This is a genomic window from Bacteroides sp. BFG-606 (assembly GCF_024788145.1).
Classification (GTDB): domain Bacteria; phylum Bacteroidota; class Bacteroidia; order Bacteroidales; family Bacteroidaceae; genus Bacteroides; species Bacteroides vicugnae.
This window is the reverse complement of sequence record NZ_JANUIL010000001.1, coordinates 315,712-330,888: the sequence shown is the minus strand read 5'-3', so window position 1 is coordinate 330,888 and position 15,177 is coordinate 315,712. Positions and strand designations below refer to the sequence as shown.

Sequence of the window (15,177 nt, the reverse complement as noted above, 5' to 3'; positions counted from 1 at the left end):
GGACAAATATATGATGAAGAACTATTATATTGTAATATTATTACTTATTTCAGCCCTTGTCGTATCCTGTACGGATAGTGTGGAGAAATATGACAACTGGCCTGAATGGAAAACGCAAGGTCCGGTCACTGTAGGCGGAGAGAAAATGACCGAGACGTATTATACCAATTATATAGGGAAAAAACTTCATTTGACGAAGGAGGCAGAAGTTGATTTTACAGGATTCGATGCGTTGGAATTTGCTTTACAGCCTCATTTCTGGGAGTTTATGTCTGACACAAAAGCCCGTTTTAAAGGTGAAACCGGTGAATACGATTTGATTTATGATGCAACTAATGAGTTGGTATATGTAGAACAACCGGAGAAACAATATCCCGATGCCCTCTACCTGATAGGTGCTAATTTGGGACATCCGGGGGCTGGCAGAGTTATTTCGGCTACATGGAATTTGGATACACCGGATAATGGAATGACCTGCTGTCGAATATCAGACAATGTGTTTGAAATATCACTCTATTTGGCAGAGAATTTTGGTTTTAAACTTTTCAAACACCATGGATGGGGAACTCATCCGGAGATTGAAATTTGGGCACAAGATCTTACTTTAGATAAGCCGACTTTAGTTCAGGGATTATCTTCCGGTGATTTTGTGGCGGGACCTTTGTTTAAGTCTGGTATATATCGTTTGACAATAGATATGAAGAATGGCACTTTCTCTATGCAACCGCAGAATGGCCAGTCTTCTGATGACAATTTTGTAGTTAATGGTCAGGAAATGAGTATCCTTCCCGGTGTATCTTCTTATCTGGGAGTGAAGCTGAATTTACACAAAGGAGATGTACTGAATTTTGAGAATTTCGGTGATATCAGTGAGATGATTCAACCTGATTTCTTTGAAAATGCTGCAGAAGACCAAGCTGTTTTCCGTGGAATGGATGGAGAATATAAACTATATTATGATCCGGGTAACAGGCTGATTTATGTTGAGAATGTCCAATCGGAATTTCCTGATGCTTTGTGGACTTGTGGAAGTGGATATGGCCATCCGGCTGCTGAAAGTGTAACGGCTCATGGCTGGCAATTTAATACGGGTGATTCCTATCAGTGTATAAAAGTTGGTGAAGGTATTTTCGAGATAACATTATTTTTGGATCATGATTTTCATCTGTTATTTTTTAAGAAGCGTGCGGATTGGGGGACAGGCTTTGGAACTTTAGTGCTTGATCCGTTACCTGCTAATCTGTTGGATAAACATTACCAAGTTTCTAATTTGAGTAGCATAGGCAATGGACATTTCACTGGTGATCTTATTCCTGGTAAAGATTTTACTCCTGGAGTGTATCGTCTTCGCATTGATATAAACAAAAGGGTTATTGCCGCGGTCAATAAAATGGATGAAGCCGATGTTAAACCATTAGAATTCAAGATAAATGGAAAACTGATGCAGCAAAGTGGAACGTCTGACTTCTTTGAAGTGGAACTGGCTTTGACACAGGGGCAAACTGTTGCATTTGAAGGATTCTCCTATTTAGAATATATGCTTCAACCGGAATTTTTTGAATTGGTTGACGGACACTATAAGTTTAGGGCTGTCAGCGGAACTTATCGTATCGACTATCAAATAGATAGAGAATTTATTTATGTGGAAAGAATAGATAAAACAAACTATCCTGATGCGATGTGGCTTACCGGAAATGGCTTTGGACATCCCAAGACGGATGGCAGTATCTGGAATTATCTGAGTGTGGACGATACCGGATGGGGATTTGCTACTCCCGGACAATATCTTTGTTGTGCTAAAACAGGTGACGGGATCTTTGAAACGACATTCTATTTTCACGCGAATTGGGGATGTGTGGCTTTCTATCAGGGAAAACATGTGACTGGTGCTTGGTATTATGCTATCAAATCTTCTGAAGTAAATATTGTTTCATCAGATGGCTCATTTGGGCGTGCATGGGGCTATGATGCTGGCGGAGGAAATGATGTTAATTTTGGAGCTACAATTGATAACATAGATAACCAATATGGAGTCTATCATTTAAAATGGGATATGAATACAAATACTTGTATTATTACAAAACTCTAGTGTAGAATTTTGTGTATAAAAAGAGAAAGATCGGAAGTAATGCCGATCTTTTTTGCCTTTGTTTTTAGTTTTCATATAGGTTACTACCATATATTATTTTATTTTTGCATCATTCTTCTTATGATTTGATAACTACTATAATTAAAACCATGAAAAAACTGAAGATTTTATTATTTCTATGTGTTGTCGCATGTACGCTTACGGTACAAGCACAAAAACAATTTACCTTGAACTCTCCGGATGGGAAACTCCAAACAACTATTACCATCGGTGATAAGTTGACTTATGACATCCATTGCGACGGACGTCAGATACTGACTTCTTCTCCAATTTCGATGACATTGGATAATGGAGAAGTTTGGGGAGAGAAAGCAAAGTTGGCCGGCACTTCCGGGAAAAAAGTAGATCAGATGGTTCCTTCTCCTTTCTATCGCGCCAACGAGCTAAGAGATTACTATAATGAACTGACTCTCCGGTTTAAGAAAGATTGGAACGTAGAGTTTCGTGCTTACAATGATGGTATTGCATATCGCTTTGTCAGCCGGTCGAAGAAACCTTTCAATGTAGTGGATGAAACTGTAGATTACCGTTTCCCGTCCGATATGGTAGCCTCTGTTCCGTATGTAAAAGCGGGGAAAGACGGTGATTACGAATCCCAATATTTCAATTCTTTCGAGAACACTTATACTACTGATCGATTATCGAAACTGAATAAAAAACGTTTGATGTTTTTGCCATTAGTAGTGGATGCTGGTGAAGGTGTCAAGATTTGTATCACAGAATCCGGTTTGGAGAATTATCCCGGTCTCTATTTATCTGCTGCTGAAGGGGAAAACCGATTGACGGGTAAATTCGCCCCCTATCCCAAGAAGACGGTGCAGGGCGGACACAATCAACTTCAGATGTTGGTGAAAGAGCGTGAAGTTTACATTGCCAAAGTAGATAAACCCCGAAGTTTTCCATGGCGAATGAGCATTGTTACCACTTCCGATAAAGATTTGGCGGCAAGCAACTTGAGCTATTTGTTGGCTGCTCCTTCCCGTCTGACGGATATTTCATGGATCAAACCCGGTAAAGTGGCATGGGATTGGTGGAATAACTGGAACTTGGATGGCGTTGATTTTATCACCGGAGTAAATAATCCGACTTATAAAGCATATATTGATTTCGCTTCTGCAAACGGAATAGAATATGTAATCCTTGATGAAGGTTGGGCAGTCAACCTGCAGGCGGATTTGATGCAAGTAGTGAAAGATATTAATCTGAAAGAACTGGTAGATTATGCAGCTTCCAAAAATGTAGGTATCATTCTTTGGGCTGGTTATTATGCCTTCGATCGTGATATGGAGAACGTTTGCCGTTATTTTGCCGACATGGGAGTCAAAGGCTTTAAGGTCGATTTTATGGATCGTGACGATCAGTATATGACAGCATTCAATTATCGGGCTGCCGAAATGTGTGCTAAATATAAATTGATTCTCGATTTGCATGGAACGCATAAACCGGCCGGCTTGAATCGTACTTATCCGAATGTGTTGAACTTTGAAGGGGTTAATGGCTTGGAACAGATGAAATGGAGTCCGGCTTCGGTCGATCAGGTGAAGTATGACGTACTGTTGCCTTTCACCCGTCAGGTTTCCGGTCCGATGGATTACACCCAAGGCGCGATGCGTAATGCTTCGAAAGGCAACTATTATCCTTGTAACTCGGAACCTATGAGCCAGGGAACTCGCTGTCGCCAACTTGCTCTGTATGTGGTATTCGAGTCTCCTTTCAATATGCTGTGCGATGCGCCAAGCAACTATATGCGCGAACCGGAATCAACCGAATTTATTGCCAATATTCCGACCGTATGGGATGAAAGTATCGTACTTGATGGTAAAATGGGAGAGTACATCGTAACGGCGCGCCGGGCAGGAAATGTCTGGTATGTAGGTGGAATTACCGATTGGACGGCACGTGACATTGAAGTAGATTGTTCCTTCTTGGGCGACAAGACATACGATGCTATATTATTTAAGGATGGAGTGAATGCCCACCGGGTTGGACGTGATTATAAATGTGAATCTTTCCGGATAAAGAATGACAGTAAGCTGAAGATTCATTTGGCACCCGGAGGTGGTTTTGCACTGAAGATCAAATAATAGCTACTTTAGGTTCTATATTCTATCTAAATATTGAACCGGATTTGACAAGTCTGAAAATAGGTTCGATGCTGTATCTGTAAATTTGATACAGCATCGAATTTTTATGAACAGGCCGATTGAAGACCTGCCGGACAATGATAAATTAGAACATGTCAGGATAATGCCGCAATACCTGTTCCTATCAGATTGGCATTATTCATACTTTTTATGTCGATCTCTACGTCTTCCAAACCAAATAAACTGAAGAGTTCCCGTAATTTCTCCATGACAATCATATTATAGTTTTTATCTTTTCTGTTCTTGCTCCAGAAAAGACTTCCTTCGGCAACCAGGCAAATTCTCCTTATCTCCTTATTGTATGACTTTAGCAACATGATAAGCCCTGTAAGTGAAGCTGCAACCAATTGCGCCGATCTGCCATATATCCACTGTGCCACCTGCACATACACATCTTTATAAATATCGGGATAGTTCATGATAGAGGTAAGCTTTTGTGCATCGAATTTTTCTTCAAATTCTTCCAGAGGAAAAGTCGCTTTTAGAATGTCTCCCAAGTACATGCCGGATACAGCTTTCTCGAAACGTTGTCTTCCCGGATTGTCGGAGATTACATCTACCGTATTATCTACTGCGGTGAGGAATGGCGGATGAAAGTTCCCCGACTCCAGATTAACGGGAATCAAGCCATCGACCTTATGTGACGGACTTAACTTCTTAATTTTGTCAGCCGGAATAAAGGTAGCCATATTGGTGCCTGTTCCCACAATCAGACCTATATATGCATCGTAACTGTTGTCGGTAAGTCCTGCAAATAAACTGGCTACGGTGTCATTAAGCACTTTTATATTCGTAAACTTGATTTTATTTCTTTCGTTTAGATAGTCCAGCAAAGGCTTCCCTACCACTTCTCCAATCATCTCTTTTATGTCAACTCCTTTTGTCCAGCGTAAGAGTTTGGCATCTCCGCTTGGCACAGACTCTGTCGGATAAGAAAAGCAATATCCGATTGGCATTTCTTTCTCCCGTTTTATTCCGGTAATCATGTCTGCCAATTCTTTGAATAACTCTTCGCGGGTATAGCCGGGAGATTTCATAACCGACATGTCTTTCTTCCAACCATTGTTGGGGTGAATGGTTGGAGGAACTTTACTGAAGTCAACGATTGCCACCCGATAATTGGTTCCTCCCAAATCAAGCACTAACGATTTACCATTAATACTACTTGCTTTCGGAGTGATAAAAGTTGGAATGCATTGTATCTCTGCATTTTCAGTGTTCAATCCCTCTTCTACTTTTGCTTTGAATGAACGGGCAATTTCTTTGAGTTGCTCATTATCTAACTGAAAAATATTCTTCTCCATGATATTGACTTTTATTGTGTATACTATGATATATATGAATAACAACTGAAAAGGAATTTTGCTCGGTCGGTCGGTATACGGTATATGGATTCGGCCGGATTCCTGATTTATCTCTTTCTTTTTTGCTCTTTCCTAAAAAATAACCTTTCGTTGAATTCAAGTTCTCCTGCAAATGATATTTCTCATGTTCTCATAAGTGGTATGGTATTTGTTTGTAAATCAATAATATAATAGTATGAGAAATAAACAGTAAAATGGTATTTCTCATAGTATTTCCATCATTTATCCTTAAAAAAGCTGCATTTCTCATCGGTTTCAACTCATTTCTCCTCTTATTCTCATACTCCTTTTATCTATTTTGCTCATTTCTCATGCATGATGGCTGTAGCTTTTTCCGGACTATCGCCGGACTTGCGATTATTCCTTTCCTTATGTCGTTTATTAATCAACTTCCTATTGTTTACTGCTTTCCTGTGTATCATTCACCTTATATCTTTATGTTTTTCCTTAATCATTTTCATTCCTTCCTACTACTATCTGTATCGTTCCACTCCAGTGAACAGGCTTGTGCACTAGAGTGAAAAGAACCGTCCACTCGAGTGGAACGATCTGTTCACTGGAGTGGAACGATACAGATACAGGTCGGAAAATATACAAATGTCCGCTCTATATACTTTCAATAAGCACTGGTAATATATTGTAAAGCAGTGTATAGTCTGGTATTCTACTTGGTCTTTAGCTTAGAATCTGGCTTGATAATTTATAGGATAAATGGTTAAAATACTATGAGAAATACCTTGAAAAGGTATGAGAAATGCGTTGTTTTATGGACAAAATGCTGGTAATACTATGAGAAATGCTATTTTCTATTTTATTTCTCATAGTGTTATGTCTTTGATTTACAAGATATTATTATGTGCGTTATGAGAACATGAGAAATGAAAATGAAAAATCGTTTCTAGTAGAATGTCAGATACGTGTTTTTTTATATGATATAGACTAGATTAATTGATAAAGCATATTTTTTTTCTGTCAAAATTGTTTGTTTAATAGATATTTATTTCTACTTTTGTCATAGTTTACTTTCGAGCGAAGGAAGTAGCTTTTTAATAATTTTATTGAGAACGGTTATTTGTTGCATTCTATATAAAAATCCGCTAATTTTTTACCAGTGAATGACAATGAGTGACAGGTCTCGCGCACTTTTGCATATATACTTTGTTATATACACAATTGGGCGTGGGGCTATCACTTATGTTCACTGGGGGTCTTAGCGGATACCTTATATAGAGCGTAAGTAGATAGTTCCCACGTTCTCTTTTTATATAAACCTCGCACCACCGGGAACTGATGTGGTAATTCATATAAACTATGTGCGGAGACTTTAATCGTATCATCATTCAGCTATCGCAGCATCCTGTTGTGAACAAATCTTTCTCTGATTTAACCTGTACCGAATGCGAACAGGCATATGTCTTGATAAATGAATTGATTAGTTTATCAGTAGAAGAAGATTATACCCTATTGGATTATATTCAGATGGCACGCCTGAAGTATTATCTCGGTGAGCTTTCTTGCAAGATATATTCTGTAAAGGAAGATGCCGCCCTTCATTATGGTAGCGCCCTTCATTTATTGGAGAAAGGCGGTCTCGATCTGAGCCTAAAGAAATGGATTGAACTTGTCAGCCTGCGTATGGAGGAATAAATCGTCGTTGCATTTCAATTCTGCATTTCCTGACGTATGTTTGCCTCATTGCTTTTTGCATATACTTGATTGAATAATCCTGTATATGCAAAAATCATCATGTCTTATAATCCGGTTTTGGTATATTTTATATGGCACTTCTCTTTTCTCTTATGATTTTCTTCTTAATTTATCTTTGCCTTACACTCGCCCGCTCGCCCGCGTGTGATATAATAATGTGTATTTCTCTTCTTGTTTCCGCGCACAATCTATCTGTAACTTAAAAATATGTTCTACAACATCGTTATGCATCAGCACTTTAGCAAATGTATTCAAAAATAATTGGAAAAAATAGTTTGATATATTTGGATTGTATACCAAAAGGGGCTACTTTTGCACCCGCTTTCCAAGAGAAGAAAGCCTTGAAAAATTGACTTAGTGAAAAAGCGGAATCCCACTTAAAGAAAAGAACAAAAAACTTCCGAAAAAGTTTGGATAGTACTAAATAAAGTTCTTATCTTTGCAGTCCGATTCGCAAAGAAAACCGGCGAGTTCTTCTTTCATACATTCTTTCCCTTTCGCATAGAGAGCCAGAGAAATTGAGTAAAAAGAAAAACTGAAAAAAAACTTCCGAAAAAGTTTGGTAGTTAAAAATAAAGCCCTTACCTTTGCACCCGCTTTTAAAACGAAAGCAACAAGTTCTTTGAAATATTGATAAACAATACAAGTAGTACAAGTAAAAATAGAACCGTCAATACTTGTCTTATGAAGTAGCGATACAATTAAGACTAACAGGTATTTGAATAAGGTCAATAAAATTACGGCGTCCTGAACAGAGCAAAAAGATCATCTTAATCGATGATAAAAATACTTTTACAATGAAGAGTTTGATCCTGGCTCAGGATGAACGCTAGCTACAGGCTTAACACATGCAAGTCGAGGGGCAGCATTTCATTTTGCTTGCAAAGTGAAGATGGCGACCGGCGCACGGGTGAGTAACACGTATCCAACCTGCCGATAACTCGGGGATAGCCTTTCGAAAGAAAGATTAATATCCGATAGCATATCAATCCCGCATGAGATTGATATTAAAGAATTTCGGTTATCGATGGGGATGCGTTCCATTAGTTTGTTGGCGGGGTAACGGCCCACCAAGACTACGATGGATAGGGGTTCTGAGAGGAAGGTCCCCCACATTGGAACTGAGACACGGTCCAAACTCCTACGGGAGGCAGCAGTGAGGAATATTGGTCAATGGACGTAAGTCTGAACCAGCCAAGTAGCGTGAAGGATGACTGCCCTATGGGTTGTAAACTTCTTTTATATGGGAATAAAGTTTTCCACGTGTGGAATTTTGTATGTACCATATGAATAAGGATCGGCTAACTCCGTGCCAGCAGCCGCGGTAATACGGAGGATCCGAGCGTTATCCGGATTTATTGGGTTTAAAGGGAGCGTAGGTGGATTGTTAAGTCAGTTGTGAAAGTTTGCGGCTCAACCGTAAAATTGCAGTTGAAACTGGTAGTCTTGAGTACAGTAGAGGTGGGCGGAATTCGTGGTGTAGCGGTGAAATGCTTAGATATCACGAAGAACTCCGATTGCGAAGGCAGCTCACTAGACTGTTACTGACACTGATGCTCGAAAGTGTGGGTATCAAACAGGATTAGATACCCTGGTAGTCCACACAGTAAACGATGAATACTCGCTGTTTGCGATATACAGTAAGCGGCCAAGCGAAAGCATTAAGTATTCCACCTGGGGAGTACGCCGGCAACGGTGAAACTCAAAGGAATTGACGGGGGCCCGCACAAGCGGAGGAACATGTGGTTTAATTCGATGATACGCGAGGAACCTTACCCGGGCTTAAATTGCATTTGAATATGTAGGAAACTATATAGCCGCAAGGCAAATGTGAAGGTGCTGCATGGTTGTCGTCAGCTCGTGCCGTGAGGTGTCGGCTTAAGTGCCATAACGAGCGCAACCCTTATCTTCAGTTACTAACAGGTCATGCTGAGGACTCTGGAGAGACTGCCGTCGTAAGATGTGAGGAAGGTGGGGATGACGTCAAATCAGCACGGCCCTTACGTCCGGGGCTACACACGTGTTACAATGGGGGGTACAGAAGGCAGCTACCTGGTGACAGGATGCTAATCCCAAAAACCTCTCTCAGTTCGGATCGAAGTCTGCAACCCGACTTCGTGAAGCTGGATTCGCTAGTAATCGCGCATCAGCCATGGCGCGGTGAATACGTTCCCGGGCCTTGTACACACCGCCCGTCAAGCCATGAAAGCCGGGGGTACCTGAAGTACGTAACCGCAAGGAGCGTCCTAGGGTAAAACTGGTAATTGGGGCTAAGTCGTAACAAGGTAGCCGTACCGGAAGGTGCGGCTGGAACACCTCCTTTCTGGAGCGATGTCGTAACTGTCACCTAAACGTGACAGCCACTTAAAGACTTTAAAGGTTCTGTTTTTTGTACTACTGGTACTTGTTTATTTATAATATATAGATCAACCATCTATAGAAGTATAGATAGAGATAAACAAGAGAAAAAAGAAGCCGAGTCTAACATACAGGTAGACAAGGTTGAACTAGTCCTATAGCTCAGTTGGTTAGAGCGCTACACTGATAATGTAGAGGTCGGCAGTTCAACTCTGCCTGGGACTACCAAGCTCAAGAACGAAGGAATGACGCGTCAGCGGAATGCAGCAATTCTTGATAACCTCTTGGGGGATTAGCTCAGCTGGCTAGAGCATCTGCCTTGCACGCAGAGGGTCAACGGTTCGAATCCGTTATTCTCCACGATCTCTGAAAAAGAGAAACGATCTTTGACATGATGTACAAAAAGTAAAATTTTAGTAAGAGCTAAAAGTATATATCAAACCGTACGTGATTGATATTGTCATTGAGTATTATTTTTAAATTCTCAATTCTCAATTTTCAATTTAAGAAGTTTGAAAGAAAGTAAGCAAGGGCGCATGGCGGATGCCTTGGCTCTCGGAGGCGATGAAGGACGTGATAAGCTGCGATAAGCTTCGGGCAGGTGCAAATAACCTTTGATCCGAAGATTTCCGAATGGGACAACCCGGCATTCTGAAGGAATGTCATCCATCCTAGATGGAAGCTAACGCAGGGAACTGAAACATCTTAGTACCTGTAGGAAAAGAAAATAATAATGATTCCCCTAGTAGTGGCGAGCGAACGGGGATTAGCCCAAACCAATGTTGTTACGGCAATATTGGGGTTGTAGGACCACGACATCGCAAGACATTTCATGAGTAGAACCCTTTGGAAAATGGGACCATAGACGGTGATAGTCCGGTATACGAAGTGAAACGAAGCGTAGTGGTATCCTGAGTAGCGCGGGACACGAGAAATCTTGCGTGAATCTGCCGGGACCATCCGGTAAGGCTAAATACTCCCGAGAGACCGATAGCGAACCAGTACTGTGAAGGAAAGGTGAAAAGCACTTCGAATAGAAGAGTGAAATAGTCCCTGAAACCGTGCGCCTACAAGCGGTCGGAGCTGTGTAAGCAGTGACGGCGTGCCTTTTGCATAATGAACCTACGAGTTACTTTTTCCGGCAAGGTTAAGTGTCTCAAGACATGAAGCCGAAGCGAAAGCGAGTCTGAACAGGGCGATTAGTCGGAAGGAGTAGACGCGAAACCAAGTGATCTACCCTTGGTCAGGTTGAAGGTTAGGTAACACTAACTGGAGGACCGAACCGATAAGCGTTGAAAAGCTTCCGGATGAACTGAGGGTGGGGGTGAAAGGCTAATCAAACTTGGAGATAGCTCGTACTCCCCGAAATGCATTTAGGTGCAGCCTTGGGAATTACTACTGTGAGGTAGAGCGACTGATAAGATGCGAGGGCTTCACCGCCTATCAAGTCTTGATAAACTCCGAATGCGCAGTAGTTCGATCCCAGGAGTGAGGGCATGGGTGCTAAGGTCCATGTCCTAAAGGAGAAGAATCCAGACCATCAGCTAAGGTCCCGAAATAATTGCTAAGTTGAACTAACGAAGTCAGATTGCTAAGACAGCTAGGATGTTGGCTTGGAAGCAGCCATTCATTTAAAGAGTGCGTAACAGCTCACTAGTCGAGGAGTTTGGCGTGGATAATAATCGGGCATCAAGCAATTTACCGAAGCTATGGGATCAGTAATGATCGGTAGGGGAGCATTCCACTCCGCGTCGAAGGTGAAGCGTGAGCTTTGCTGGAGCGTGTGGAAAAGCAAATGTAGGTATAAGTAACGATAAAGGGGGTGAGAAACCCCCTCGCCGAAAGACTAAGGTTTCCTGATCAACGCTAATCGGATCAGGGTTAGTCGGGTCCTAAGGCTCAGCCGAACGGTGAGGCCGATGGCAGAACAGGTTAATATTCCTGTACTACCTTAAAGAGTGACGTGGAGACGGAGGAGTGACAGCGCCGCGGACTGACGGAATAGTCCGTTGAAGGGTGTAGATGTTGATTGCGGCAGGCAAATCCACCGCAAGAGTCGAACCTGATAGTATACCGAATTCTTCGGAATGAGGTAATAGTGCGTGTAAACATACTCCCAAGAAAATCCGCTAAACTTAATCTTTAAGGTACCCGTACCGCAAACGGACACACGTAGTCGGGTTGAATATACTAAGGCGCTTGAGTGATTCACGGTTAAGGAACTAGGCAAATTGACCCTGTAACTTCGGGATAAAGGGTCCCAACGAGAGTTGGGCGCAGAGAATAGGTCCAGGCAACTGTTTAACAAAAACACAGGGCTGTGCTAAATTGAAAGATAACGTATACAGCCTGACACCTGCCCGGTGCTGGAAGGTTAAGAGGAGATGTCATCGCAAGAGAAGCATTGAATTGAAGCCCCAGTAAACGGCGGCCGTAACTATAACGGTCCTAAGGTAGCGAAATTCCTTGTCGGGTAAGTTCCGACCTGCACGAATGGTGTAATGATCTGGACACTGTCTCAACCGTGAGCTCAGTGAAATTGTAGTATCGGTGAAGATGCCGATTACCCGCGATGGGACGAAAAGACCCCGTGAACCTTTACTATAGCTTAACATTGAATTTGGGTAATTGATGTGTAGGATAGGCCGGAGACTTTGAAGCAGGTACGCCAGTATTTGTGGAGTCGCTGTTGAAATACGGCCCTTTGATTATTTGAGTTCTAACTCCAAAAATGGAGGACACTGTTTGGTGGGTAGTTTGACTGGGGTGGTCGCCTCCAAAAGTGTAACGGAGGCTTCTAAAGGTGCCCTCAGGACGATTGGTAACCGTCCGTAGAGTGTAATGGCATAAGGGCGCTTGACTGGGAGACAGACAAGTCGATCAGGTAGGAAACTAGAGCATAGTGATCCGGTGTTTCCGTATGGAAGGGACATCGCTCAAAGGATAAAAGGTACTCCGGGGATAACAGGCTGATCCCTCCCAAGAGCTCATATCGACGGAGGGGTTTGGCACCTCGATGTCGGCTCGTCACATCCTGGGGCTGGAGAAGGTCCCAAGGGTTGGGCTGTTCGCCCATTAAAGTGGCACGCGAGCTGGGTTCAGAACGTCGTGAGACAGTTCGGTCTCTATCTATCGTGGGCGTATGAAATTTGCGTGGCTCTGACACTAGTACGAGAGGACCGTGTTGGACTGACCGCTGGTTTACCAGTTGTGCCGCCAGGTGCATTGCTGGGTATCTAAGTCGGGATTGGATAAGTGCTGAAAGCATCTAAGTACGAAGCCAGCCACAAGATTAGATTTCTTAGGGTCGTCAAAGACGATGACGTTGATAGGATGCAGGTGTAAAGGTGGTAACATCAAAGCCGAGCATTACTAATTGCCCGTTCACTTTCTTTCGAACATGTACCGGTTGGGTATATACGTTTAGCTTGCTATACACTGAAGTTTTACTTTTCATCATGTCATAACCTTATTCAGGTGGTTATAGCACGAGGGTTCCACCTCTTCCCATTCCGAACAGAGAAGTTAAGCCTCGTCACGCCGATGGTACTGCGTAACAGTGGGAGAGTAGGTAGCCGCCGTTTTTATAGAAGCCCCTTGATTCATTTTGAATCAAGGGGCTTTCTGTGTTTTATCACTTCTGAATCAGGGCGTTCTCTAAGGCCGGATAAAAGATAACCTCTTCTCTTCTTCTGCAAATAAGATAGCTGTATTTACTAATGCCAGATGTGAATATGCCTGCGGGAAGTTGCCCAACTGTTCTTTGGTTTCGAAATCAATATCTTCACTAAACAATCCGAGATGATTGGAGTATTTCAGAACTTCGTCAAACAGGCAGCGTGCTTCTTCTTTATGGCCAGTTACAAACAATGCCCGTATAAGCCAGAATGTACAAATCGTAAAAGCAGAAGTAGGCAACCCGAAATCATCTTTGCTGTTATAGCGATACATAAGTCCTTTATGGAAAAGGGCTTTCTTGACAGCTTCCACTGTTTTATGATAGCGTATATCATCTGCTTCTATAAATCCATAGGGTTCCATCAATAGTAATGAAGAATCCATTGCTTGATTATTATATGTCTGTGTGAAGCTTTGAAGTTCCTTATTCCAGCCATATTTCATCACGTCTTTCTTTATTTTTTCGGCTTCCAGTTGCCAACGTTCGCTATAATTATATTTGTTAAGCATTTGAGCGATTTTAGCTCCGCGATCTAAAGCTACCCAACACATCACTTTGGAAGAAACAAAGTGTTGTCCTTCTCCCCGGATCTCCCAGATTCCCTTATCGGGCTTTCTCCAGTTTTCTACTACTTTTGCTAAAATGGTCTTTACCATTTCCCACATGTCTTCAATTTCATCCAGTGTGCCGGGCATGAGGCGATAATATTGGTAAATCAGGTCCATCAGGTAACCAAAAGAGTCGTTTTGTTTCTGATGGTATGCATCATTTCCTATTCGTACAGGTTTGGAGTTCTTATAACCGGATAGATGGTCGAGTATCACTTCGGTTAGTTGGTGCTCACCCCGGATGCCATACATAATTTGATAGTCATGTTTGGAAACGAATGTGGATTGGATAAATTTCATAAAGCGTTTGGCTGCACCGGTATGTCCGATTTGAAACATGGTTTCGATGGACATGGAAGCATCCCGAAGCCAGCAAAAGCGATAATCCCAGTTGCGCACTTCTCCCACAGCTTCCGGAAGGCTTGTAGTTAGTGCTGCCAGCACAGCTCCGTTGTGGTAGGACATTAGTTTCAGAACCAATAAACTCCGTTCGATTACGTCATTATATAGAGTGTATTTCTTGCTTCTGTCTGTCCAGTTCAGCCAATATACCAGCGTACGACAGTATTCTATTTTCTCCCTTTCTATGTCGATTGGGATCACTTTCTCGTTATAGGAGAGCAGGAGAAATTCGTCTTTCTCAAGAATGATTTCTTTTTTCTCTTTGATGTCCTGAAGAGACAGGGAAGCATATAAATATTGTCTGTCCTTGTTGTCGAAGGAGCAGTAGGATTCTATATACTGTGGAGTGATATTAAGGATCACTTGTCCCTGTGCATAGTTTGGCGCCGGGTGGTAGTTGATCTTGAAACGCGGTTTTCCTTTTATCCAATGTATGTAGCGGTATAATTCGGCAGGTAAATAATGCCCTGTTTCGTCTTGGGAACGATAGCAGGGCATATAGTCGAGCACTACGAATTCTCCTTCATCGGAGGAGAATTGAGTAGAAAGAATATTGGTGTGGGGGACATAACTTTGTGTGATGCAATAGTCTCCGGAAACTTCGAATCCGAAAGCTCCTCCTTTCTCCCGGTCGAGCAGACTGGCAAAAATAGAAGGAGAATCGAAATCGGGAAAACAGAGCCATTCGATATTTCCGTTCTGCGAAATGAGAGCTGCGGTTCGGCAGTTACCTATCACTCCATAATTTAAATTATTCATATTGATT

At 42.1% G+C, this 15,177-nt stretch carries 5 protein-coding genes, 2 tRNA genes and 3 rRNA genes; 8 read left to right on the top strand and 2 right to left on the bottom strand.

From position 1 onward, the window contains the following. Positions 1-10: 10 nt before the first annotated feature. Positions 11-2,089 carry a DUF5125 domain-containing protein gene (locus NXV01_RS01290; RefSeq protein ID WP_259021586.1) on the top strand — a complete coding sequence of 693 codons (2,079 nt, stop codon included), beginning with the start codon at positions 11-13 and terminating at the stop codon, positions 2,087-2,089. Positions 2,090-2,238: 149 nt separating this feature from the next. After that, positions 2,239-4,233 carry a glycoside hydrolase family 97 protein gene (locus NXV01_RS01285; protein WP_259021584.1) on the top strand — a complete coding sequence of 665 codons (1,995 nt, stop codon included), beginning with the start codon at positions 2,239-2,241 and terminating at the stop codon, positions 4,231-4,233. A 155-nt stretch (positions 4,234-4,388) separates the two neighbouring features. Here NXV01_RS01285 and NXV01_RS01280 read toward each other — a convergent pair whose 3' ends face one another. Beyond that, the gene (locus NXV01_RS01280) at positions 4,389-5,597 is read right to left on the bottom strand and encodes a hexokinase (RefSeq protein ID WP_259021583.1); all 1,209 of its coding nucleotides are present in this window, start codon (positions 5,595-5,597) and stop codon (positions 4,389-4,391) included. Positions 5,598-6,968: 1,371 nt separating this feature from the next. On the opposite strand from NXV01_RS01280, the gene NXV01_RS01275 reads away from it, so the two are divergent. The 6 genes from NXV01_RS01275 to rrf all read left to right on the top strand — a co-directional run bounded on the left by NXV01_RS01275 (position 6,969) and on the right by rrf (position 13,306). Further along, a complete protein-coding gene (locus tag NXV01_RS01275) occupies positions 6,969-7,304 on the top strand; it encodes a hypothetical protein (RefSeq protein WP_004327208.1) in 336 nt (111 codons plus the stop codon). Between the two features lie 854 nt (positions 7,305-8,158). Next, a 16S ribosomal RNA gene (locus NXV01_RS01270) occupies positions 8,159-9,687 on the top strand. Positions 9,688-9,873: 186 nt separating this feature from the next. Continuing rightward, positions 9,874-9,950, top strand: a tRNA-Ile gene (locus NXV01_RS01265). 58 nt (positions 9,951-10,008) lie between these two features. Continuing rightward, positions 10,009-10,082, top strand: a tRNA-Ala gene (locus NXV01_RS01260). 156 nt (positions 10,083-10,238) lie between these two features. Then, positions 10,239-13,118: ribosomal RNA gene (locus NXV01_RS01255) — 23S ribosomal RNA — on the top strand. 77 nt (positions 13,119-13,195) lie between these two features. Further along, positions 13,196-13,306: ribosomal RNA gene (gene rrf, locus NXV01_RS01250) — 5S ribosomal RNA — on the top strand. The 16S, 23S and 5S rRNA genes sit together here with 2 tRNA genes alongside, the layout of an rRNA operon. A gap of 73 nt (positions 13,307-13,379) precedes the next feature. Here the strand turns inward: rrf and NXV01_RS01245 are convergent. Beyond that, positions 13,380-15,170: a glycoside hydrolase family 15 protein gene (locus NXV01_RS01245; protein ID WP_259021582.1), complete on the bottom strand. Its 1,791-nt coding sequence runs from the start codon at positions 15,168-15,170 to the stop codon at positions 13,380-13,382. Positions 15,171-15,177 lie beyond the last annotated feature (7 nt).